Source organism: Microbacterium cucumeris (genome assembly GCF_058349845.2).
Window position 1 is genome coordinate 92,538 of sequence record NZ_JBYRIZ020000001.1, and the last position, 21,169, is coordinate 113,706.

The following is a 21,169-nucleotide window of genomic DNA, read 5'->3' on the forward strand; positions in this document are numbered from 1 at the left end:
CCATGAGCCAGAACCAGAACTACCTCGCCGTGATCAAGGTCGTCGGCGTCGGCGGTGGCGGCGTCAACGCCGTCAATCGCATGATCGAACTCGGCCTGCGCGGTGTCGAGTTCATCGCCGTCAACACCGACGCGCAGGCGCTGCTCATGAGCGACGCCGACGTCAAGCTCGACGTGGGACGCGAGCTCACCCGGGGTCTGGGCGCCGGAGCCGACCCGGAGGTCGGCCGCCGCGCCGCGGAGGACCACGCCGAGGAGATCGAGCAGGCGCTCACCGGCGCCGACATGGTCTTCGTGACCGCCGGCGAGGGCGGTGGCACCGGAACCGGTGGCGCTCCCGTCGTCGCGCGCATCGCGAAGTCGATCGGCGCCCTCACGATCGGTGTCGTCACCAAGCCGTTCTCCTTCGAGGGCCGCCGCCGCCAGAGCCAGGCCGAGGCGGGCGTCGCCAAGCTCAAGGAAGAAGTCGACACGCTCATCGTGGTGCCGAACGACCGGCTCCTGGAGATCAGCGACCGCGGCATCTCGATGATCGAGGCGTTCGCGACCGCTGACCAGGTGCTCCTCGCCGGTGTCCAGGGCATCACGGACCTCATCACCACCCCCGGCCTCATCAACCTCGACTTCGCCGACGTCAAGTCGGTCATGCAGGGCGCGGGTTCCGCGCTCATGGGCATCGGCTCGGCGCGAGGAGCGGATCGCGCCATCAAGGCCGCCGAGCTCGCGGTGGAGTCGCCGCTGCTCGAGGCCTCCATCGAAGGAGCGCACGGCGTGCTGCTGTCGATCCAGGGCGGTTCGAACCTCGGCATCTTCGAGATCCACGATGCGGCCGACCTCGTCAAGGAGGCCGCGCACCCCGAGGCGAACATCATCTTCGGTACCGTCATCGACGACACGCTCGGCGACGAGGTGCGCGTGACGGTGATCGCGGCCGGGTTCGACGGCGGCGAGCCGTCGCTGCGCCTCGACCCGACGTTCCTCTCCCGTCCGGAGCCGCTGCCCGAGCAGGCGGTCGCGGAGGAGAAGAGCATCGAGGTGCCGGTGGCCGAGGAGAAGAAGGAGCCCGTCGCTCCGATCTCGGCGACCAGCAGCTATGAGCCGGCGTTCGCCGACGACAGCGACCTCGACATCCCCGAGTTCCTCAAGTGATCCCGGGGACGACCGTACGATGACCCTGGCGGCACGGCTGTCGGCGATCGACGAGCAGATCGCCGACGCCGCGCGCCTGGCGGGTCGGGATGCCGCGGACATCACGCGCATCGTCGTGACGAAGTTCCACCCGGCCTCCCTTGTCCAGGAGCTCTCCGCCCTCGGCGTGACGGACGTGGGGGAGAACCGTCAGCAGGAGCTCACGGCGAAGCGCGCGGAGCTCGCGGATCTGCCGATGCGCTGGCACTACATCGGTCAGGCGCAGACGAACAAGGCGTCCGCCATCCGCCGCTCGGCGGACGTGGTGCACTCGGTGGACCGGGATCGGCTCGCCGATGCGCTCGACCGCGCGGCGGAGGGGGACGACGTGCTCGACGTCCTCGTGCAGATCAACCTGACAGAGGATCCCGGACGCGGCGGCGTGCAGCCCGACGGGGCCCTCGCCCTCGCGGACCGCATCGCGAACCTGCCGTCCCTGCGCCTGCGCGGAGTGATGGCCGTGGCTCCTCTGGACGAGGCGCCCGCCTCCGCGTTCGCCCGCCTGCGCTCCGTCGCGGATGCCGTGCGCGCGCAGCATCCCGACGCGTCCTGGATCTCGGCGGGCATGACGGCCGACTTCGCCGAGGCCATCGTCGCTGGCGCGACACACCTGCGGATCGGCTCCGCAATCACCGGTCCTCGCCCTGTGCGGGGATAACCTCGAATCAGACCAGCCCCAGACGTTCGAACACCGGAGGACACGATGGGAAACCCGCTGAAGAAGACCATGGTGTATCTCGGCCTCGCCGACGAGGAAGAGGTCTACCAGGAGGAGACGCCCCAGGCGCCCGCTCGTGCGCACCGCGAACGCGACCGCGAGGTCGAGGAGCAGGCCCCGGCGCCCGTCACTCCGCTGCGTCGTCCCGTGGCGGTGCGCCAGCCCGCCGCCGGCGCGGTGAACGAGATCCTCACGGTGCACCCCAAGCAGTACCGCGACGCGCAGCTGATCGCCGAGAGCTTCCGCGAGGGCGTTCCCGTGATCATCAACCTGTCGCAGATGTCGGATGCCGAGGCACGCCGCCTCATCGACTTCGCGAGCGGTCTCTCCCTGGGGCTGTACGGTCGGATCGAGCGCGTCACCTCGAAGGTGTTCCTGCTCTCGCCGGAGAACATCGCGGTCTCCGGTCACGGGGGCATCGCGCACGCGGACGCCGAGTCCGCAGCCTTCGACCACGCGTAACCCGTGGGCTCGCTGGTCTCCGTCATCGCCGGCATCGTTCATCTGGTGCTGCTGCTGTACATCTTCGTGCTGTTCGCGCGGCTGATCCTCGACTACATCCCGCTCTTCAACCGGGAATGGCGTCCCCGCGGATTCGGGCTGATCGCGGCCGAAGCCGCCTACACCGTCACCGATCCGCCGATCCGGTTCTTCCGCCGGATCATCCCTCCGCTGCGCATCGGCGGGCTCTCGCTGGACTTCGGATTCGCCCTCACGATGTTCGTCGTGCTCATCCTCATGGCGATCGTCCGCGCCATCGGCGGCGCGGCCGCCTGATCCCCATATCAGCGCCACGCGGAACGCGCACCGTCGCGACGCACAGGCACGGGGACTATGCTTGGCTCCCAGGTGCGCGCCCCGGGTACGCGCCGGAAACACACCGCGCCATCGTCGAAGTACTGGCAACCGAACTCATCGAAAGAGGAGCCACCCCATGGCACTGACCCCGGATGACGTCGTCACCAAGCAGTTTCAGCACGTCCGCTTCAAGGACGGCTTCGACCCCGACGAGGTGGACGACTTCCTCGACGAGATCGTCGTCGAGTGGCGCAAGGCCCTCGAGGAGAACGCGGAGCTGAAGGCCAAGCTCGCCGCCTACGAGTCCGGCGAGAAGGCGCCCGCCGCCGCTGTCGTCTCCGAGGTCCCGGCGCCCGTCGTCGCGACGCCGGCACCCGCGGCTGCGGGCGAGCCCGCCGCCACCACGACCACCGCCGGCATCATCGAGCTGGCGCAGCGCCTGCACGACGAGCACGTCGCGGAGGGCGAGGCCAAGCGCGCCCAGCTCATCGCCGAGGCGGAGACCGAGGTCGAGAAGATCCGCAGCGAGGCCGCGGCCAAGCAGCGCGAGGAGTCGGCCCGTCTCGAGCGCGAGCGCAACACGCTCGAAGCCCGCATCACGGAGCTGCGCAACTTCGAGCGCGACTACCGCACGCAGCTGCGCGGCTACATCGAGGGTCAGCTGCGCGACCTCGATGAGAAGTCGGCGTCGAACGACTCGACGCCGGTCTCGGCAATCGGCCTCTGAGGCGCCCCTTGTCAGGACGTCGTCCCCTTCGTCGGTCGGCGGCCGGCGCGATCGTCGCGGTTCTCGCGATCATCGTGCTGGCCGCCGATCAGTACGTGAAGCACCTCACGGTCGAGAACCTGCCCTACGCGGAGCCGGTTCCGGTCCTGGGGGACTTCCTCCAGCTCTACTTCGTGCGCAATCCCGGCGCCGCGTTCTCGATCGGCAGCGACTACACCTGGATCTTCACGATCGCGCTGAGCGTCGTGGCCGCCATCATCATCTGGAAGGCCTTCGGCCTGCGGTCGCGCCTGTGGGCGGTCGTCCTGGGCTGTCTTCTCGGCGGGGTGCTCGGCAATCTCACCGATCGCTTCTTCCGGGAGCCCGGCTTCGGCATCGGGCAGGTCGTCGACATGATCTCGATGCCCTGGATGATGCCCGCGATCTTCAATGTCGCCGACATCTTCATCGTCACGGGAATGATCTCCGTGGCGCTCCTGGTCGTCCTGGGCCTGCGCTTCGACGGCACGCGGGAACGCGATCACGAACAGGCGGCGAAGGAGGCCGCGGCAGCCGAGCAGCGCGCCGAGGCCGCGGAAGCGGATGCGGCGGACACGGCGGACGCCGAGGTCGTGGACGCCGCGGACGAGGCCGATCTCGATCGCCCCGCCGGTGCGGACCGGCCGGCGTCGTCCGGCACGGCCTCCTGATCGTGGAGTCGAGGAACCTTCCGATCCCTGACGGGCTCGACGGGGCGCGCGTCGACGCGGCGCTGGCCAAGATGCTCGGCTTCTCCCGCACGTTCGCGGCCGAGGTCGCCGAGGCGGGCGGCGTGAGCGTCGACGGAGTGACGCTGGGCAAGTCCGATCGCCTCCGCGCCGGCGGGTGGCTGAGCGTCGAATGGGCTCCCAAGGAAGAGCCCCGCATCGTGCCGGTGGAGGTGCCCGAGCTCGGTATCATCCACGACGACGACGACATCGTCGTGGTCGACAAGCCGACCGGCGTCGCCGCGCATCCGTCTCTCGGGTGGGAGGGACCGACGGTCCTCGGCGCTCTCGCCGGAGCGGGTTTCCGTATCGCGACGAGCGGCGCGGCGGAGCGCGCGGGCATCGTGCATCGCCTGGACGTGGGCACGAGCGGCCTCATGGTGGTCGCCAAGACGGAGCGCGCCTACACGCTGCTCAAGCGCGCCTTCAAGGAGCGCACGGTGGACAAGATCTACCACGCCGTCGTCCAGGGGCATCCGGATCCTCTCGCCGGCACCATCGACGCCCCGATCGGACGCCACCCGAACCACTCCTGGAAGTTCGCCGTCACACCCGAGGGCAAGGACTCGGTGACGCACTACGAGACGCTGGAGGCGTTCCCGGGAGCCTCGCTGTTGGAGATCCACCTGGAGACCGGCCGGACGCACCAGATCCGTGTGCACATGGCGGCGCACCGGCATCCGTGCGTCGGGGATCCGCTGTACGGCGCCGACCCGACCACCTCGGCCCGGCTCGGCCTCACTCGGCAGTGGCTGCATGCGCACCGGCTCGCCTTCGAGCATCCGGCGACCGGCGATCGTGTCGAGTTCGCGTCCCCGTACCCTGCGGATCTCGCCCACGCTCTGGAGATGCTCCGCGGCGATTGACGCGGATGCTACTCTGACCTCGGGCGGCGCGCTCCGCCCGACCTCCGTTCCGGCGCTCGCGCCGCCGGTGGCCCCGCAGGGCAGGAGGCAGAGGGGACCTCGAGTGCTCGGCGCAGGAAGGTGCATCGTTTTCCGATGCGCATCGCGGGCGCGGGCCGTCGATGCCGCATCGTGGAGAACGGAGACACCATGACCACGCAAGAATCCTTCAAGCGCCGCATCCGCGCCCGGATGTCGAAGACCGGTGAACGTTACGGCGCCGCGCGACGGGCTCTGCTGACCGCCCCTCGGGGGTCGGAGCGCCGCCGATGGGTCGCGAGCCCGACCGTGGACGACGCCAGGGTGACGGCGGAGACGGGCCGGAGCTGGGACGACTGGACGGACCTCATCCTGGCGGGTCCCGGCCGGGACGCCGGGCACACCGAGATCGCCACCTGGCTGCGCGAACAGCACGGGGTCGACGCATGGTGGGCGCAGTCCGTCACCGTCGGCTTCGAGCGGATCGTCGGGCTGCGGCTGCCGGGCCAGATGCCGGACGGGACGTTCACGCTGTCCCGGTCGAAGACCGTCGACGGAGACCTCGACACGATCCGGGACCTGTGGGAGAACGATGCGTCGAGGGATGCGATCCTGCCCGGACTCACGACCGAGCGACTCTCCCGTGACGGCGTCAAGGTTCCGCGGTTCGCTGCGCGCGGCGACGAGGGCGATGTCGGTGTCCTGAGTCTGGCGCTCGACGCGGTGAAGGGGCGGGTGAGGATCGTGCTGACTCACGAGCGCCTCGCCGACCCTCAGGCCGTCGAGACGTGGAAGGCCTTCTGGGAGACCTGGCTGGACGACGTCGCCGCCGCGAGCGCCGACGCCGACTGACGACGACAGGTGCGTGTGCCGGATGTCGCCGGCATCCGGCACACTGGCTCCATGAGCATCCAGGTGCGTCCGGCGACGGTGTTCGACGACGTCGCGACGCTGGTAGGACCGAAGAACCCGGGGTCCAACGTGTGCTTCTGCCTGAGCTACCGGATCGGCAGCGCCGAGAACGTCGCGCTGCGCGGCGACGCGCGAGCCGATCGTGTCCGCGAGCTGTGCGCCCAGGACCCGCCGCCGGGCGTGATCGCCTACCTCGACGATGAGCCCGTGGGCTGGGCGGCCCTGCAGCCGCGGAGAGACACGAGCTTCGCCCGGAGTCGGATCATCCCGCACGTCGACGACGCGGATGTGTGGTCGCTCTGGTGTCTTCGTGTCCGACCCGGCTACCGCGGGCAGGGGATCATGCACACGCTGATCGAGGGAGCGGTGGCGTATGCCCGCGAGCGCGGCGCGCCGGCGGTCGAGGGCTATCCGGTCGACAACCGGGGTGCGCGGGTCAACCAGACGATGATGTACGTCGGCACGCGCAGCCTGTTCGAGCGGGCGGGCTTCCACAAGGCGGCCGACACCTCCTCGGTGCTGGACGGCCACCCTCGTGTGCTCATGCGCCTCGACCTCGATGTCGGGGCCGCCTCGTAGACTCGAAGCATGGCATCCGACTCCTTCGTGCACCTTCATGTCCACAGCGAGTATTCGATGCTGGACGGTGCGGCGAAGATCGGCGCGATGACCCAGGCGGCCGCCGATTACGGCATGCCGGCGATCGCGGTGACCGACCACGGCAACACCTTCGCGGCGTTCGAGTTCTACAACGCGGCCCGCAACGCGGGCGTGAAGCCCATCATCGGTCTCGAGGCCTACGTCACGCCCGGCACGCATCGCAGCGACAAGTCGCGGGTCCAGTGGGGATCGCCGGATCAGAAGAGCGACGACGTGTCGGGTTCCGGCGCCTACACCCACATGACCATGTGGAGCCAGAGCACCGAAGGCATGCACAACCTGTTCCGGCTCAGCTCGCTGTCGAGCATGGAGGGGTACTACTTCAAGCCCCGAATGGACCGCGAGCTCCTGCAGACCTACGGCAAGGGCCTGATCGCGACGACGGGCTGCCCGTCGGGCGAGATCCAGACCCGGCTGCGCCTGGGGCAGTACGACGCGGCGCGTGCGGCCGCGGCCGAGTTCCAGGACATCTTCGGCAAGGAGAACTACTTCGCCGAGATCATGGATCACGGGCTGTCGATCGAGCGCCGGGTGATGACGGACCTCCTGCGCCTGGCGAAGGACCTCGGCATCCCGCTCGTCGCCACCAACGACTCGCACTACACGCATCAGCACGAGGCGGACGCGCACGCGGCCCTGCTGTGCGTTCAGTCCGGTTCGACGCTGGACGACCCGAACCGGTTCAAGTTCGACGGCGACGGCTATTACGTCAAGACCGCGGCCGAGATGCGCCAGATGTTCCGCGATCACCCCGAGGCGTGCGACAACACGCTGCTGATCGCCGAGCGCTGCGAAGTGGAGTTCAACACCTCCGCGAACTACATGCCGCGCTTCCCCGTGCCGGACGGGGAGACCGAGGACAGCTGGCTGATCAAGGAGGTCGAGAAGGGGCTGCACTACCGCTATCCGAACGGCATCCCCGACAGGGTCCGCAAGCAGGCCGAATACGAGACCGGAATCATCCTGCAGATGGGCTTCCCCGGCTACTTCCTCGTCGTCGCCGACTTCATCAACTGGGCCAAGGACAACGGGATCCGTGTCGGTCCCGGTCGAGGTTCCGGCGCCGGCTCGATGGTCGCGTACGCCATGAAGATCACCGATCTCGATCCGCTTGAGCACGGTCTGATCTTCGAGCGCTTCCTCAACCCCGACCGCGTCTCGATGCCCGACTTCGACGTCGACTTCGACGACCGTCGCCGCTCCGAGGTGATCGACTATGTGACCGAGAAGTACGGCTCGGAGCGCGTCGCGCAGATCGTCACCTACGGCACCATCAAGTCGAAGCAGGCCTTGAAGGATGCCGGACGCGTGCTGGGCTTCCCGTTCAGCATGGGGGAGCGGCTCACCAAGGCGATGCCGCCGCCCGTCATGGGCAAGGACATGCCCCTGGACGGCATGTTCGACTCGGCGCACCCGCGGTACAAGGAGGCCAGCGAGTTCCGTGCGCTGATCGAGACCGATCCCGAGGCGAAGACGGTCTTCGACCGCGCACTCGGGCTGGAAGGGCTGAAGCGCCAGTGGGGCGTCCACGCCGCCGGCGTGATCATGTCCTCCGAGCCGCTGCTGGACATCATCCCGATCATGCGTCGCGAGCAGGACGGGCAGATCGTCACACAGTTCGACTATCCGTCGTGCGAGACCCTCGGCCTCATCAAGATGGACTTCCTGGGGCTGCGCAACCTCACGATCATCTCGGATGCCCTCGACAACATCCGGATGAACAGGGGAGAGGAGCTCGACCTCGAGCACCTGCAGCTGGAGGACCGCGCCGCGTACGAGCTGCTGGCCCGCGGCGACACCCTCGGCGTCTTCCAGCTCGACGGCGGGCCGATGCGATCGCTGCTGCGGCTCATGAAGCCCGACAACTTCGAGGACATCTCGGCCGTCATCGCCCTGTACCGCCCGGGCCCCATGGGCGCGAACTCGCACACCAACTACGCCCTGCGCAAGAACGGGCAGCAGCCGATCACCCCGATCCATCCCGAGCTCGAGGAACCCCTGAAGGACATCCTCGACACGACCTACGGTCTGATCATCTATCAGGAGCAGGTCATGGCCATCGCGCAGAAGGTCGCCGGGTTCTCGCTCGGTCAAGCCGACATCCTCCGCCGCGCGATGGGCAAGAAGAAGAAGTCCGAACTGGACAAGCAGTACGAGGGCTTCTCCGGCGGCATGAAGGAACGCGGCTTCGGCGAGGGCGCGATCAAGGCGCTCTGGGACATCCTGCTGCCGTTCTCCGACTACGCGTTCAACAAAGCGCACTCGGCCGCCTACGGCCTGGTGTCCTACTGGACCGCCTATCTCAAGGCGCACTATCCCGCCGAGTACATGGCGGCGCTGCTGACCAGCGTCGGCGACTCCAAGGACAAGATGGCGCTGTATCTCAACGAGTGCCGCCGCATGGGCATCCGCGTGCTCCCGCCGGACGTGAGCGAGTCCATCAACTTCTTCGCCGCCGTCGGCGAGGACATCCGCTTCGGCCTCGGCGCCGTCCGCAACGTCGGCGGAAACGTGGTCGACGGGATCGTCGAAGCGCGCAAGAACGAGCCCTTCGGCTCCTTCCACGACTTCCTGAACCGGGTGCCGCTGCACGTGGCCAACAAGCGCACGGTCGAGTCGCTGATCAAGGCCGGCGCGTTCGACTCGATGGGCGACACCCGTCGCGCTCTCATCGAGATCCATGAGGATGCGGTGGAGGCCGCGGTCGACCGAAAGCGCAACGAGGCCCAGGGCGCGATCGGGTTCGACTTCGACAGCCTGTACGACGAGATGGAGGAGGCTGCACCGGCCAAGGTGCCCGAGCGGCCGGAGTGGACCAAGAAGGACAAGCTGGCGTTCGAGCGCGAAATGCTCGGCCTGTACGTGTCCGACCATCCGCTCGCGGGTCTCGAGGTGCCCCTGGCCAAGCACGCCTCGATCTCGATCCACAACCTGCTGGCGTCCGAGGACCTCCAGGACGGCGATCAGGTGACCGTCGCGGGACTGGTCACGAGCGTCCAGCACCGCGTGGCCAAGGCCAGCGGCAATCCGTACGGCATGATCACGGTCGAGGACTTCAACGGCGAGGTCACGGTCATGTTCATGGGCAAGACCTACACCGAATTCCAGCACGTGCTGCAGCAGGACGCGATCCTCGCGGTCCGGGGCCGCGTGTCGCGTCGCGACGACGGACTCAACCTGCACGCGCAGTCGGCGTTCGCCCCCGACGTCGGATCGTTCGACGCGGCAGGACCTCTGTCGCTCGTCGTCGCGGAGCAGCGTGCCACCGAGCGGGTCATGAACGATCTCGCCGACGTGCTGCGACGCCACACCGGCGACACCGAGGTCGTGCTCCGGGTCCACCGCGGTCGCACGGCCAAGGTGTTCGAGGTGCCGATGCCGGTCACCGTCTCCGCGGACCTGTTCGGGGATCTGAAGTCGCTGCTCGGTCCCGCCTGCCTCGGGTGACGGGCTTCATGAGAAAGTCATGACGGTTACGCCCTCGATAGGGGGAGTCCGCGCCGCCGCAGGTAATATCGGGACGCGTTAGGGGCGCGGCCGAGCACGGTCACGCCCCGTGACGAAAGGAACAGGATGAGCACGCAGCACCCGTTCGAGGACGTCCCCGAGTCCACGACCCCCGACATCGCCGACGAACACGCCATCGGCGAGGACGGATCCGTCCTGTACGAGGACCAGGTGACTCCGGAGTACGGCATCCTCGGGTTCACATTGCGCGAGCTCCTCATCGCGGGCGTGTGGCTGATCGCCTTCGTCGTCTCGTTCTTCCCCGTGGTCGGCGGCTCCGGGTCCGTGTGGGCCCAGGGGATCTCCTGGATCCTGCCGATCGGACTCCCCACTGCGGCCGTCTTCCTGATCGTGCTGCGCCGATTCTCTCCCGAGGGCATCCGTCGCGTCGGATCGCTCGGCATCGACCAGTTCGCATCGGTGACCTTCACGGTGGCGGCGATCTGGTGGGCGCAGGTGCTCTGGTCGCTCATCGGCGGCTGGATCGCCACGGGCATCGCTCCCGCGGCGTGGGTGCCCTGGGTGGCACTCGTCGCGTCGCTGGCTCTTGTCGCGCTGACCGTGTTCGCGCCGCTGATCCCCGGTGTGCGCGAGGACTTCCACGGACGACTGGAGACGCTCGCCCACCGCAACGCGAACCCGGTCCGCCCCGTGATCGCACGGCCGCGCGAGCCGAAGGCGGTCGACGCAGTCGCCTCGCCGGCATCTGCCGAGGCGGCACCCCTCGATGTCGAGCTGTCCGGCCAGCACAGCACCGACGAGATCGCGCGCCTGGATCTCGCCGGCCAGGTCCCGCTGTCCGCACACGCCTCCGGAGGCGACACCGGCTCTGCCCTGGCCGAGGACGAGTACGTTCCGGGCTACGCGCGTCGGTCCCGACGCCACGAGGATGCCGAGGATGCCGGTCTCGCCGAGGACGGCGACCTCGAGCCGATCCTCGAGCTCGGGCTGGATCCTGCGGCGATCGTGTCGGATCAGGACGAGCCCGAGGCCGTCGAGGTCGACGTCGTCGAGGAGATCGTGCCGGGGGAGACCGTAGTCGATGTGGATGCCACCAACCCGCGGTTCGCCCCGACCGCACAGCCGTTCTGGGCGCTCGCGCCGAGCGAGCGCGACGTCGTCGATGAGCGCGGTGAGCCGCTGTTCCGCATCGGCCCGGACGCGTGGGCTCTCGTGATCGAGGACCGCGGTGGCGCCTACGTCGTGCGACATGACGATGGCCGCATCGGCTATCTGCACGACATCGACGACATCACGAAGGGCTGAATCGGTGAGGACCATCGATCTGCGGGGGCGCGAGCTCTCGCCATCCGAGATGCTCGCGGCCGTGCCGCGGGCCACGCAGGCACGCGCTGAGGCGCTCGACACCGCCGCGCGCATCGTGGAGGACGTGCGCCAGCGAGGCGAGGAGGCGCTCCGCGAGCAGGCGGAGCGCTTCGACCGCGTCACAGGTCACGACCTCCGGGTGCCGTCCGAGCACATCGCCGAGGCGCTCGCCTCTCTCGATCCCGCGATCCGCGCGGCTCTCGAGGAGGCGATCCGGCGGGTGCGCATCGGGTCGGCGGCGCAGGTCCCGGCCGAGCGCACCACCGACATCGGACCCGGTGCCCGCATCCTGCAGCGCTGGCAGCCGGTGCAGCGCGTCGGCGTCTACATCCCCGGCGGCAAGGCGGTCTACCCGTCGAGCGTCATCATGAACGCGGTGCCGGCGCAGGTGGCTGGCGTCGCGCACATCGCCCTCGCCTCGCCCCCTCAGGCCGACCAGGGCGGCCGTGTCCACCCCACGATCCTCGCCGCCGCCGGACTGCTCGGCATCGACGAGGTCTACGCGATGGGCGGCGCCGGCGCGATCGGAGCCTTCGCGCATGGCGTCGAGGGCATCGGTCTGGATCCCGTGGACGTCGTCTCGGGTCCCGGCAACAACTATGTCGCGTCCGCCAAGCGCGCGGTCGCGGGAGTCGTCGGCACGGATGCAGAGGCCGGTGCCACCGAGATCCTGATCGTCGCCGACGCGTCCGCCGATCCGCGGCTCGTCGCGGCCGACCTCGTCAGCCAGGCCGAGCACGACGAGCAGGCGTCCGTCGTCCTCGTGACGGATTCCCCGGACCTCGCCGACAAGGTGGCGGATGCGCTCGAGGGCCTCGCCGCGGCGACACGGCACTCCGAGCGCGTCGCGACCTCGCTGGCCGGCGAGCAGTCCGCGATCGTGCTCGTCGACGATCGGGCGATGGCCGTCGCGTTCAGCAACGCATACGCACCGGAGCACCTGGAACTGCACCTCGAGGACGCGGATGCCGCGGCGTCCTCGTTCACCAGTGCAGGCGCCGTCTTCGTCGGTGACCAGACGCCTGTGAGCCTGGGTGATTACATGGCCGGGAGCAACCACATCCTCCCGACGGGCGGTCAGGCGCGCTATGCGCCCGGCCTCGGTGCCTACACCTTCCTGCGCCCGCAGCAGGTGATCCGCTACGACCACGACGCCCTCGCAGAGGTGCGGCAGGGCGTGGTGGCGCTGGCTGACACCGAGGTCCTTCCCGCGCACGGCGAGGCGATCGAAGCGCGGTTCGCCACCGGGCCCGTCGCCGACTGACCGAGTACGCTGAGGAAAATGCACTGTCCGTTCTGCCGGCATCCGGATTCCCGCGTCATCGACTCGCGCACCAGTGACGACGGTCTGTCGATCCGTCGCCGCCGGCAGTGCCCGGAGTGCGGAGGACGGTTCTCGACGACCGAGACCGCGAGCCTGAACGTCATCAAGCGCAGCGGCGTGATGGAGCCGTTCAGCCGGGACAAGGTCATCTCGGGCGTCCGCAAGGCCTGTCAGGGGCGGCCGGTGACCGATTCGGACCTCGCCGTACTCGCCCAGCGCGTGGAGGAGAACGTCCGCGCCACCGGGGTCTCGCAGCTCGACGCCAACGAGATCGGACTGGCCATCCTCGGGCCGCTGCGCGAACTCGACGAGGTCGCCTACCTGCGCTTCGCCAGCGTGTACCAGGGCTTCGACTCGCTTGAGGACTTCGAGAGCGCGATCAGCGACCTGCGCGCCGACCACGAGCGGGCAGGGAAGGCTTCCGGCGACCGGTAATCTGGCAGGGATGTATCCGCTGCTCTTCCGCGTCGTCCTGTCGCGCCTGGACCCCGAGTTCGCACACCACGCCGGCATGGCGGTGATCCGCGTGCTCGGCGTTCCGCCGTTCTCCTGGGCGACCCGCGCGCTGACCGCTCCCGCCGCCGATCAGCGGGTGCACGCGCTCGGGCTGGAGTTCCCGTCGCCCTTCGGCATCGCCGCGGGCTTCGACAAGAACGCCGTCGGGGTCCGGGGCCTGGCGGCTCTCGGGTTCGGGCACGTCGAGGTCGGGACGATCACCGCGATCCCGCAGGACGGCAACCCCAAGCCGCGGCTGTTCCGGCTGATCCCCGACCGTGCGGTCATCAACCGGATGGGCTTCAACAACGCCGGAGCGGATGCCGCGGCTCAGCGCCTGACGAAGCTGCGGCGACGCCGGCCGGACACCGTCATCGGCGTGAACATCGGCAAGAGCCGCGTCGTCGACGTCGAGAACGCGACGGCCGACTACGTCGCCAGTGCGACGAAGCTCGCTTCGCTGGCGGACTACCTCGCGGTCAACGTGTCCTCGCCGAACACTCCCGGTCTGCGGGGGCTCCAGGCCGTCGAGACGCTCGCGCCGCTGTTGCGCGCCGTGAAGGAGGCCGCGGGAAGGACACCGCTGCTGGTGAAGATCGCCCCGGACCTCCCGGATGACGAGATCGCGGCGATCGCGCGGCTCGCCGTCGCGGAAGGGCTCGCCGGCATCATCGCCCACAACACGACCATCGGCCGCGACGGCCTGAAGACGGATGCCGCCAAGGTCGAGGCCGCCGGAGCGGGTGGCCTCTCCGGCGCGCCGCTGCGTGCGCGCTCGATGGAGGTGCTGGCGGTCGTCCGCGAGGCCGTCCCCGCCGACTTCTGCGTGATCTCGGTCGGGGGAGTGGAGACCGCGGCCGACGTGCAGGCGCGCCTGGATGCCGGAGCCACCCTCGTGCAGGGCTACACGGCGTTCCTCTATCGCGGCCCGTTCTGGGGACGCCAGATCAACCGCGGCCTGCGCTCCGCGCGCTGAGCGCTCACCCTTCCGCCCCGCGCCCGCGTCCGTCCCATTCGCCGGGCTCTACCACACCCGCTCGCCCTGTTCTGTCCCACCGACGTGTTCTGCCACACTTATCGGCAAATGCGACAGCTGTTTTCTGGCGCATAAGTCGAAAAGTGGCGCAGAAGTCGGGGAAGCGCGCGAACCGGGGATGCCGGGGAACGGAACCCGAGGGATGCCGGGGAAACGGGCCCGAGGAAACCGGGTCCGGAAGGGGAGCCGAGGGTCAGGCGGGGTACTGGCCGCGCTTGACCTGGGGCTTCGGCAGGCGCATGAAGCGCATCTGCAGGGCGCGCATCGCGGCGTACAGGCCGAGGCCCTTCTCGAGCTCGTCCTTGCCGAACTTCGCGGCCGCCTTGCGCTTGACCCGCGCGGAGAGCAGCACCATGTCGAGCACCGAGATGAGCAGGTACGCCCAGAGACCGACGAACGCGTAGAACGACACGACCGCGTTCGGCACCAGCGAGACGAGGATGACGACGAGCATGAGCGCCATGATCCACTCGGACAGATGCCAGCCGGCATCCACGTAGTCGCGCACCCAGCGGCGCTGCGGACCCTTGTCCCGGATCGGGAGGTACTTGTCCTCGCCGTTGGCCATGCCGACGCGGGCGCGCTCGCGCTGCTCCTGCAACTGCGCCTTCGCCGCCGCCCTCGCCTCTTTGGTGTTCGCCACCAGGGGGCGACGGCGCGCCGCTTCCTGCTCGGCGCGCGTCGGCGTCGCGCGCCCCTTTCCGACGGCGGGCGTCTCTGCGGCGTCGTCGTTCGTCTCGGGGGTCGGATTGGCCACGGGGCTCCTCGGTCACGTGAAGGGGTTCACCCTTAAGATTACCCGCATGACCTCTTCCGATTCGCAGACTCCCGACGACCTCGCCCGCGAAGAGGCGGTGCTCGAATCCGTCGCGACCGGCCTGCCGCGCGCGCTCGGCGATCTCGGCGACCTCGTGCGCATCCCGGGCATCGCCTGGCCCTCGTTCGACCAGACTCAGCTCGAGCGCAGCGCCGAGGCGATCGCGGCGCTGGTCACCGACACCGGAGTCTTCGACGAGGTGCGCGTGCTCCGCGCCGCCATCCCCGGCACGGACGAGATGGGGCAGCCGGCGATCCTCGCGACCCGCGCTGCGCGACACGGACGCCCGACGATCCTCCTGTACGCGCACCACGACGTGCAGCCCCCCGGGGACGACGCGCTGTGGGAGACACCGCCGTTCGAGCCGACGGTCCGCGACGGACGCCTGTACGGCCGCGGTGCCGCTGACGACAAGGCCGGGATCGTGGCGCACATCGCGTCGCTGCGGGCGGTCGCGGATGCCGTCGGCGAGGACCTCGATCTCGGCGTCGCCCTGTTCATCGAGGGGGAGGAGGAGTACGGCTCGCGCTCCTTCGCACAGTTCCTGAGTGACAACGCCGACGCGCTGCGCGCGGACGCCATCGTCGTCGCGGACTCGGGCAACTGGGACTCGAGCACTCCGGGGCTCACGGTGTCGTTGCGGGGCAACGCCCGTTTCACCCTGACCGTGCGGACCCTCGAGCACGCCTCGCACTCCGGCATGTTCGGCGGTGCCGTCCCCGACGCCATGCTCGCGACCATCAAGCTCCTGAGCACCCTCTGGGACGAGGACGGATCCGTCGCCGTCGAAGGCCTGCAGCAGCGGGATGCCGCGACACCCGAGTACTCCGAGGAGACCCTGCGCGACGAGGCCGGGCTGCCGGACGGCGTCGCGCCGATCGGTCGTGACAGCATCCTCAGCCGGATCTGGAACAAGCCGGCGGTGACGGTGATCGGCGTCGACGCGACGAGCGTCGCCGCCGCCTCCAACACGCTGTCGCCCGAGGTCACCGTCGTGATCAGCGCGCGTGTGGCGCCTGGCCAGAGCGGAGCCGACGCCTACGCGGCCCTGGAGAGCCATCTGCGCGCTCACGCGCCGTTCGGGGCGGAGCTGACGTTCTCGGACGTGGATCTCGGAGACGGGTTCCTCGTCGACACGAGCGGATGGGCCGTCGCCCTGACCAGGGAGGCCATGCGGGACGGCTACGGCGTCGCCCCCGTGGACCTCGGCGTGGGCGGCTCTATCCCGTTCATCGCGGACCTGGTGCGGGAGTTCCCCGAGGCGCAGATCCTCGTGACCGGCGTCGAGGACCCCCACGCCCGCGCGCACAGCCCGAACGAGTCACTGCATCTGGAGACCTTCCGCAACGCCGTGCGCACGGAGGCGCTGATGCTGACGCGGATGAACCGGATCACGCGCTGACACGCCCGGCCGTCGCACCCGGCGGTAGAATCTGAGCAACGCCGTGCTGCGCGCGGCCCGTCCTGAGGAGTGAGATGAGCGACACCACACTGACCACCGAGACCGCCACCGCCCACGGTGTGAAGCTGACCGACGCCGCCGCGCAGAAGGTGAAGAACCTGCTCGAGCAGGAGGGGCGCGACGATCTCCGTCTGCGCGTGGCCGTGCAGCCCGGCGGCTGTTCCGGCCTGATCTACCAGCTGTACTTCGACGAGCGCTACCTGGACGGCGACGAGACGGTCGACTTCGACGGCGTCGAGGTCATCGTCGACAACATGAGCATCCCGTATCTCGACGGCGCGTCCATCGATTTCAAGGACACGATCTCGGAGCAGGGCTTCACGATCGACAACCCGAATGCAGCGGGCAGCTGCGCCTGCGGCGACAGCTTCCACTGATCCGCGGACCCCGCCAACCTGCGTGGTTGGCGTGAATCAGGTGTGAGGTTGCCCTAGACTGGGGTGTGCCCTGTCCGCGATCTGAAAGGTGCATCGTGCCCTCGAAACGCCGCCTTCGTTGGGCCGCCATTCCCCTGGGAATCGCGGCAGCCGTGGCCCTGGCGGGATGTTCTCCCACCGAGCTGAACGGCTTCCTTCCTGGCTTCGTCGAGGACGGTACCGCCGCGACCAACCAGACCGAGCGGGTCTCCGGTCTGTGGGTGAACTCCTGGATCGTCCTGTTGGTCGTCGGCGTCGTCACCTGGGGCCTGATGGCCTGGGCCGCGATCGCGTACCGCCGCCGCAAGGGCCAGACCGGCCTTCCGGTGCAGATGCGCTACAACATGCCGATCGAGATCTTCTACACGGTGGTGCCGCTGCTGCTGGTGCTGGGCATGTTCTTCTTCACGGCCCGCGATCAGGCCGCGATCGAGACGCAGTGGGAGGACCCCGACGTCGAGATCACCGCGATCGGCAAGCAGTGGGCCTGGGACTTCATGTACGCCGGCGAGGACGACGACCTGTCGGATGCCGTGTGGACCATGGGCATCCAGGCTCAGCCCGACGAAGAGGGCAACATCGACCAGGAGCAGCTGCCGACGCTGGTGCTGCCGGTCGACCAGGACGTCACGATCCACCTGCAGTCGCGTGATGTCATCCACTCGTTCTGGATCATCGACTTCCTCTACAAGAAGGACATGTACATCGGGAAGGACAACACCTGGTCCTTCACCCCGACGCGTGTCGGCGAGTACGAGGGCAAGTGCGCCGAGCTCTGCGGCGAATACCACTCGATGATGCTGTTCAACGTCAAGGTCGTCGAGCAGGCCGAGTACGACGCCTACGTCGAGGAGCTGCGCGAGAAGGGCAACACCGGCGACATCGCCGACGCCTACGACCGCCTGTCGAACCTCCCGGGTACCGGAGCCTCCGACGAGGCCTCCGAGGGAGAAGAGGAGTAAGTCATGTCGACCACAGCTGAACCCCGGATCGACGAGACCGCCGGCTCCCGCCCGACGACGCTGCCGGCCCGCCAGGCCGCTCTGATGAGCTCCTCGCGCGTCGAGCAGAAGGGAAACATCGTCGTCAAGTGGATCACCTCCACCGACCACAAGACCATCGGGTACATGTACCTGATCGCCTCCGTGCTGTTCTTCCTCCTCGGCGGCGTGATGGCGCTCGTCATCCGTGCCGAGCTTTTCGCTCCCGGGATGCAGATCATCCCGACCAAGGAGCAGTACAACCAGCTGTTCACGATGCACGGCACGATCATGCTGCTGATGTTCGCGACGCCGCTGTTCGCGGGCTTCGCGAACGCCATCCTGCCGCTGCAGCTGGGCGCTCCCGACGTCGCGTTCCCGCGTCTGAACGCGTTCGCCTTCTGGCTGTTCCTGTTCGGCTCCACGATCGCCGTCGCCGGCTTCCTCACCCCGCAGGGTGCGGCCTCGTTCGGATGGTTCGCCTACCAGCCGCTCGCGAACGCCTCGTTCTCGCCGGGCGCCGGCGGGAACCTGTGGATGGTGGGCCTGGGCATCTCCGGTTTCGGGACGATCCTCGGCGCCGTGAACTTCATCACCACGGTCATCACGATGCGCGCCCCGGGCATGACGATGTGGCGCATGCCCATCTTCAGCTGGAACACGCTCATCACGAGCCTGCTGATCCTGATGGCCTTCCCCGTGCTGGCCGCCGCGATCTTCGCAGCCGCGGCCGACCGCATCCTCGGTGCGCACATCTACGACCCTGCCAACGGCGGCGTGCTCCTCTGGCAGCACCTGTTCTGGTTCTTCGGTCACCCTGAGGTGTACATCATCGCGCTGCCGTTCTTCGGCATCGTCTCCGAGATCTTCCCGGTCTTCAGCCGCAAGCCGATCTTCGGATACAAGACCCTCGTCTACGCGACGATCGCGATCGCCGCCCTGTCCGTGGCCGTGTGGGCGCACCACATGTACGTCACCGGATCGGTGCTGCTGCCGTTCTTCGCCCTCATGACGATGCTCATCGCGGTTCCGACCGGCGTGAAGATCTTCAACTGGATCGGAACGATGTGGCGGGGATCCGTCACGTTCGAGACCCCGATGGTCTTCGCCCTCGGCTTCCTCGTCTCGTTCGTCTTCGGCGGTCTGACCGGCGTCATCCTGGCGTCGCCGCCGCTGGACTTCCACCTGAGCGACTCGTACTTCGTCGTCGCCCACTTCCACTACGTGGTGTTCGGTACCGTCGTCTTCGCGATGTTCGCCGGCTTCTACTTCTGGTGGCCGAAGTGGACGGGCCGGATGCTGAACGAGCGACTGGGCTACGTGCACTTCTGGATGCTGTTCATCGGCTTCCACATGACGTTCCTCATCCAGCACTGGCTCGGCGTCGACGGCATGGTGCGTCGCTACGCGGACTACTCGGCGGCCGACGGCTGGACTTGGCAGAACCAGGTCTCGACCATCGGGGCGATCATCCTCGGCGCGTCGATGCTGCCGTTCTTCCTGAACGTCTGGATCACCGCGCGCAAGGCTCCCAAGGTCACGGTCAACGACCCGTGGGGCTATGGAGCCTCGCTCGAGTGGGCGACCAGCTGCCCGCCGCCGCGTCACAACTTCACGTCGATCCCGCGCATCCGCAGCGAGCGCCCCGCGTTCGACCTGAACCACCCGGAAGCAGCAGAGCACCCGGTCGCGGCCCCTGAGCCGGCGACGGCTGGAAAGGCCAAGTAACATGCGCGACAACGTCATCCTGTGGTGGGTGCTGACCGCCTTCTTCGCCGTCGTGGCCGTCGTCTACACCGGCTGGAACATCCTCGAGCACCAGGACCGCGAGCTCGTCCTGGCGATCGAATGGGTCGGCACGGTGGCCCTGCTGTTCACCGCGTTCATGGCCGCGATGATCGCCTGGTACCTGCACCGCACGCACCGCAACCAGGGCGGTGAGCTGCCGGAGGACATCCTGACCAGCGACATCGACGACGGCGACCCGGAGCTCGGCGAGTTCAGCCCGTGGTCCTGGTGGCCGATCGTCCTCGCGGGATCGGCGGCGATCTTCGTGATCGGCCTCGCCGTCGGGCAGTTCCTGCTGCCGATCGGTCTCGCGATCTTCGTGGTCGCGATCGTCGGCTGGGTGTACGAGTACTACCGGGGCAACTTCGCCCGCTGACTCCAGCTCAGAAGAGGCCCCCGGAGATCGACCGATCTCCGGGGGCCTCTTCGCGTGGGCAAACAGAATTCAGGCGCGTGTGCGGATTCGGGGTACGCCCGTGAGGGGATCGATCGGGCGGCGATGCACGCCGTCCGCGTTCTCGACCGGGTATCCCTCGCGCACCCAGTACTCGAAACCGCCGATCATCTCTCGGACGGCGTAGCCGAGCTTCGCGAACTCCAGAGCGCCCTTCGCTCCGGCATTGCAGCCGGGACTCCAGCAGTACACGACGACCTCTGCGCCGGACGGGATCTCCTGCGGAGCGCGTGCCGCGATCTCGCTGTAGTGCATGTGCACGGCGCCGGCGACCCGCCCCTGCGCCCAGGCCTCGTCCGAGCGGACATCGACGACCACGACGTCCTCTCCGGCCTTCTGGCGGGCGTACAGGTCGCTGGCATCGGTCTCGTAGGCGAGTTTGGCGGCGAAGTGGTCTGCGCGATCGATCATGCTGAAAGCCTACGGATCGTGCGCCCGCGCCGCCCTCGTATTGCGGACAGGAATCGGAGGATTGCCGTCATGCCGGGTCGACGACGGCGGCCACCGCCTCGATCTCCACGAGTTGATCGGGGTAGCCCAGCACCGTGACTCCGAGAAGGGTGCTCGGCACGTCGTGCTCGCCGAATGCCGCGTGCACGACGTCCCACGCCTCGACCAGGTGCTCGCTGTGCGCGGAAGCCACGAGGACGCGGGTGCTGATGACGTCGGTGAGATCCGCGTCGGAGGCCCGCAGGGCGGCGCGCAAGGTGTCGACGCATCGGGCGGCCTGTGCGGCGTAGTCACCCGGATGGACGGTGGCGCCGTGGTCGTCGAGCGGACAGGCGCCCGCGAGGAAGATCAGGCGCGCAGAGGACGGCGCGGTGGCCGCGTAGGCATAGGGAGCGTCGGCGAGGTCCTGGCTGCGGATGAGGCGAACGGCGGAGGTCACGCGTGAAGCATAACGAAGAAGGCCCCGTCGCGACGAACGCGAC

At 68.6% G+C, this 21,169-nt stretch carries 22 protein-coding genes; 19 read left to right on the forward strand and 3 right to left on the reverse strand.

What is annotated here, in order from left to right; genetic code table 11:
• Nucleotides 1-2 precede the first annotated feature (2 nt).
• The 14 genes from ftsZ to AC3RXZ_RS00525 all read left to right on the forward strand — a co-directional run bounded on the left by ftsZ (nucleotide 3) and on the right by AC3RXZ_RS00525 (nucleotide 14,260).
• Nucleotides 3-1,148: a cell division protein FtsZ gene (ftsZ, locus tag AC3RXZ_RS00460; protein ID WP_243226029.1), complete on the forward strand. Its 1,146-nt coding sequence runs from the start codon at nucleotides 3-5 to the stop codon at nucleotides 1,146-1,148.
• Nucleotides 1,149-1,167: 19 nt separating this feature from the next.
• Nucleotides 1,168-1,845, forward strand: a complete 678-nt coding sequence (locus AC3RXZ_RS00465; RefSeq protein ID WP_243226027.1) for a YggS family pyridoxal phosphate-dependent enzyme — start codon at nucleotides 1,168-1,170, stop codon at nucleotides 1,843-1,845.
• A gap of 45 nt (nucleotides 1,846-1,890) precedes the next feature.
• On the forward strand, nucleotides 1,891-2,367 hold the full coding sequence (locus tag AC3RXZ_RS00470) for a cell division protein SepF (RefSeq protein WP_243226026.1): 477 nt from the start codon (nucleotides 1,891-1,893) through the stop codon (nucleotides 2,365-2,367).
• 3 nt (nucleotides 2,368-2,370) lie between these two features.
• Entirely contained in the window at nucleotides 2,371-2,682 is a 312-nt protein-coding gene (locus tag AC3RXZ_RS00475) for a YggT family protein (protein ID WP_491492840.1), read from the forward strand.
• Between the two features lie 157 nt (nucleotides 2,683-2,839).
• Nucleotides 2,840-3,430, forward strand: coding sequence for a DivIVA domain-containing protein (locus tag AC3RXZ_RS00480; protein ID WP_243226022.1), 591 nt, complete (start codon nucleotides 2,840-2,842; stop codon nucleotides 3,428-3,430).
• Between the two features lie 8 nt (nucleotides 3,431-3,438).
• On the forward strand, nucleotides 3,439-4,119 hold the full coding sequence (gene lspA, locus AC3RXZ_RS00485) for a signal peptidase II (protein WP_491492841.1): 681 nt from the start codon (nucleotides 3,439-3,441) through the stop codon (nucleotides 4,117-4,119).
• Between the two features lie 2 nt (nucleotides 4,120-4,121).
• Nucleotides 4,122-5,042, forward strand: a complete 921-nt coding sequence (locus AC3RXZ_RS00490) for an RluA family pseudouridine synthase (protein ID WP_491492842.1) — start codon at nucleotides 4,122-4,124, stop codon at nucleotides 5,040-5,042.
• A gap of 189 nt (nucleotides 5,043-5,231) precedes the next feature.
• Nucleotides 5,232-5,912, forward strand: coding sequence for a DUF4287 domain-containing protein (locus AC3RXZ_RS00495; RefSeq protein ID WP_491492843.1), 681 nt, complete (start codon nucleotides 5,232-5,234; stop codon nucleotides 5,910-5,912).
• A gap of 51 nt (nucleotides 5,913-5,963) precedes the next feature.
• Nucleotides 5,964-6,551 carry a GNAT family N-acetyltransferase gene (locus AC3RXZ_RS00500; RefSeq protein WP_491492844.1) on the forward strand — a complete coding sequence of 196 codons (588 nt, stop codon included), beginning with the start codon at nucleotides 5,964-5,966 and terminating at the stop codon, nucleotides 6,549-6,551.
• Between the two features lie 9 nt (nucleotides 6,552-6,560).
• On the forward strand, nucleotides 6,561-10,079 hold the full coding sequence (dnaE, locus tag AC3RXZ_RS00505) for a DNA polymerase III subunit alpha (RefSeq protein WP_491492845.1): 3,519 nt from the start codon (nucleotides 6,561-6,563) through the stop codon (nucleotides 10,077-10,079).
• A 126-nt stretch (nucleotides 10,080-10,205) separates the two neighbouring features.
• Nucleotides 10,206-11,405 carry a hypothetical protein gene (locus tag AC3RXZ_RS00510; protein WP_491492846.1) on the forward strand — a complete coding sequence of 400 codons (1,200 nt, stop codon included), beginning with the start codon at nucleotides 10,206-10,208 and terminating at the stop codon, nucleotides 11,403-11,405.
• A gap of 4 nt (nucleotides 11,406-11,409) precedes the next feature.
• Nucleotides 11,410-12,729, forward strand: a complete 1,320-nt coding sequence (hisD, locus tag AC3RXZ_RS00515) for a histidinol dehydrogenase (RefSeq protein WP_491492847.1) — start codon at nucleotides 11,410-11,412, stop codon at nucleotides 12,727-12,729.
• 18 nt (nucleotides 12,730-12,747) lie between these two features.
• Nucleotides 12,748-13,224 (forward strand): transcriptional regulator NrdR, encoded by a 477-nt coding sequence (gene nrdR, locus AC3RXZ_RS00520; RefSeq protein ID WP_243226011.1) that lies wholly within the window; start codon nucleotides 12,748-12,750, stop codon nucleotides 13,222-13,224.
• A 10-nt stretch (nucleotides 13,225-13,234) separates the two neighbouring features.
• Nucleotides 13,235-14,260 (forward strand): quinone-dependent dihydroorotate dehydrogenase, encoded by a 1,026-nt coding sequence (locus tag AC3RXZ_RS00525; RefSeq protein ID WP_491492848.1) that lies wholly within the window; start codon nucleotides 13,235-13,237, stop codon nucleotides 14,258-14,260.
• A 253-nt stretch (nucleotides 14,261-14,513) separates the two neighbouring features.
• On the opposite strand, the gene AC3RXZ_RS00530 is transcribed toward AC3RXZ_RS00525, so the two are convergent.
• Nucleotides 14,514-15,077: a DUF3043 domain-containing protein gene (locus AC3RXZ_RS00530; protein ID WP_491492849.1), complete on the reverse strand. Its 564-nt coding sequence runs from the start codon at nucleotides 15,075-15,077 to the stop codon at nucleotides 14,514-14,516.
• Nucleotides 15,078-15,123: 46 nt separating this feature from the next.
• Here AC3RXZ_RS00530 and AC3RXZ_RS00535 point away from each other — a divergent pair, with 46 nt between their 5' ends.
• The 5 genes from AC3RXZ_RS00535 (at nucleotide 15,124) to AC3RXZ_RS00555 (ending at nucleotide 20,159) form a co-directional block, all read left to right on the forward strand.
• Nucleotides 15,124-16,539 (forward strand): dipeptidase, encoded by a 1,416-nt coding sequence (locus AC3RXZ_RS00535; protein WP_243226008.1) that lies wholly within the window; start codon nucleotides 15,124-15,126, stop codon nucleotides 16,537-16,539.
• A gap of 74 nt (nucleotides 16,540-16,613) precedes the next feature.
• Nucleotides 16,614-16,976, forward strand: a complete 363-nt coding sequence (gene erpA / locus AC3RXZ_RS00540; RefSeq protein WP_243226007.1) for an iron-sulfur cluster insertion protein ErpA — start codon at nucleotides 16,614-16,616, stop codon at nucleotides 16,974-16,976.
• A 95-nt stretch (nucleotides 16,977-17,071) separates the two neighbouring features.
• A complete protein-coding gene (ctaC, locus tag AC3RXZ_RS00545; RefSeq protein ID WP_243226006.1) occupies nucleotides 17,072-17,977 on the forward strand; it encodes an aa3-type cytochrome oxidase subunit II in 906 nt (301 codons plus the stop codon).
• Nucleotides 17,978-17,980: 3 nt separating this feature from the next.
• Nucleotides 17,981-19,723: an aa3-type cytochrome oxidase subunit I gene (gene ctaD / locus AC3RXZ_RS00550; RefSeq protein ID WP_243226005.1), complete on the forward strand. Its 1,743-nt coding sequence runs from the start codon at nucleotides 17,981-17,983 to the stop codon at nucleotides 19,721-19,723.
• Between the two features lies 1 nt (nucleotide 19,724).
• A complete protein-coding gene (locus tag AC3RXZ_RS00555; RefSeq protein WP_243226004.1) occupies nucleotides 19,725-20,159 on the forward strand; it encodes a cytochrome c oxidase subunit 4 in 435 nt (144 codons plus the stop codon).
• Nucleotides 20,160-20,228: 69 nt separating this feature from the next.
• Here the strand turns inward: AC3RXZ_RS00555 and AC3RXZ_RS00560 are convergent, their stop codons facing one another.
• Nucleotides 20,229-20,648 (reverse strand): rhodanese-like domain-containing protein, encoded by a 420-nt coding sequence (locus AC3RXZ_RS00560; RefSeq protein ID WP_243226003.1) that lies wholly within the window; start codon nucleotides 20,646-20,648, stop codon nucleotides 20,229-20,231.
• 67 nt (nucleotides 20,649-20,715) lie between these two features.
• Nucleotides 20,716-21,126: a RidA family protein gene (locus tag AC3RXZ_RS00565; protein ID WP_243226002.1), complete on the reverse strand. Its 411-nt coding sequence runs from the start codon at nucleotides 21,124-21,126 to the stop codon at nucleotides 20,716-20,718.
• Nucleotides 21,127-21,169: the final 43 nt, after the last annotated feature.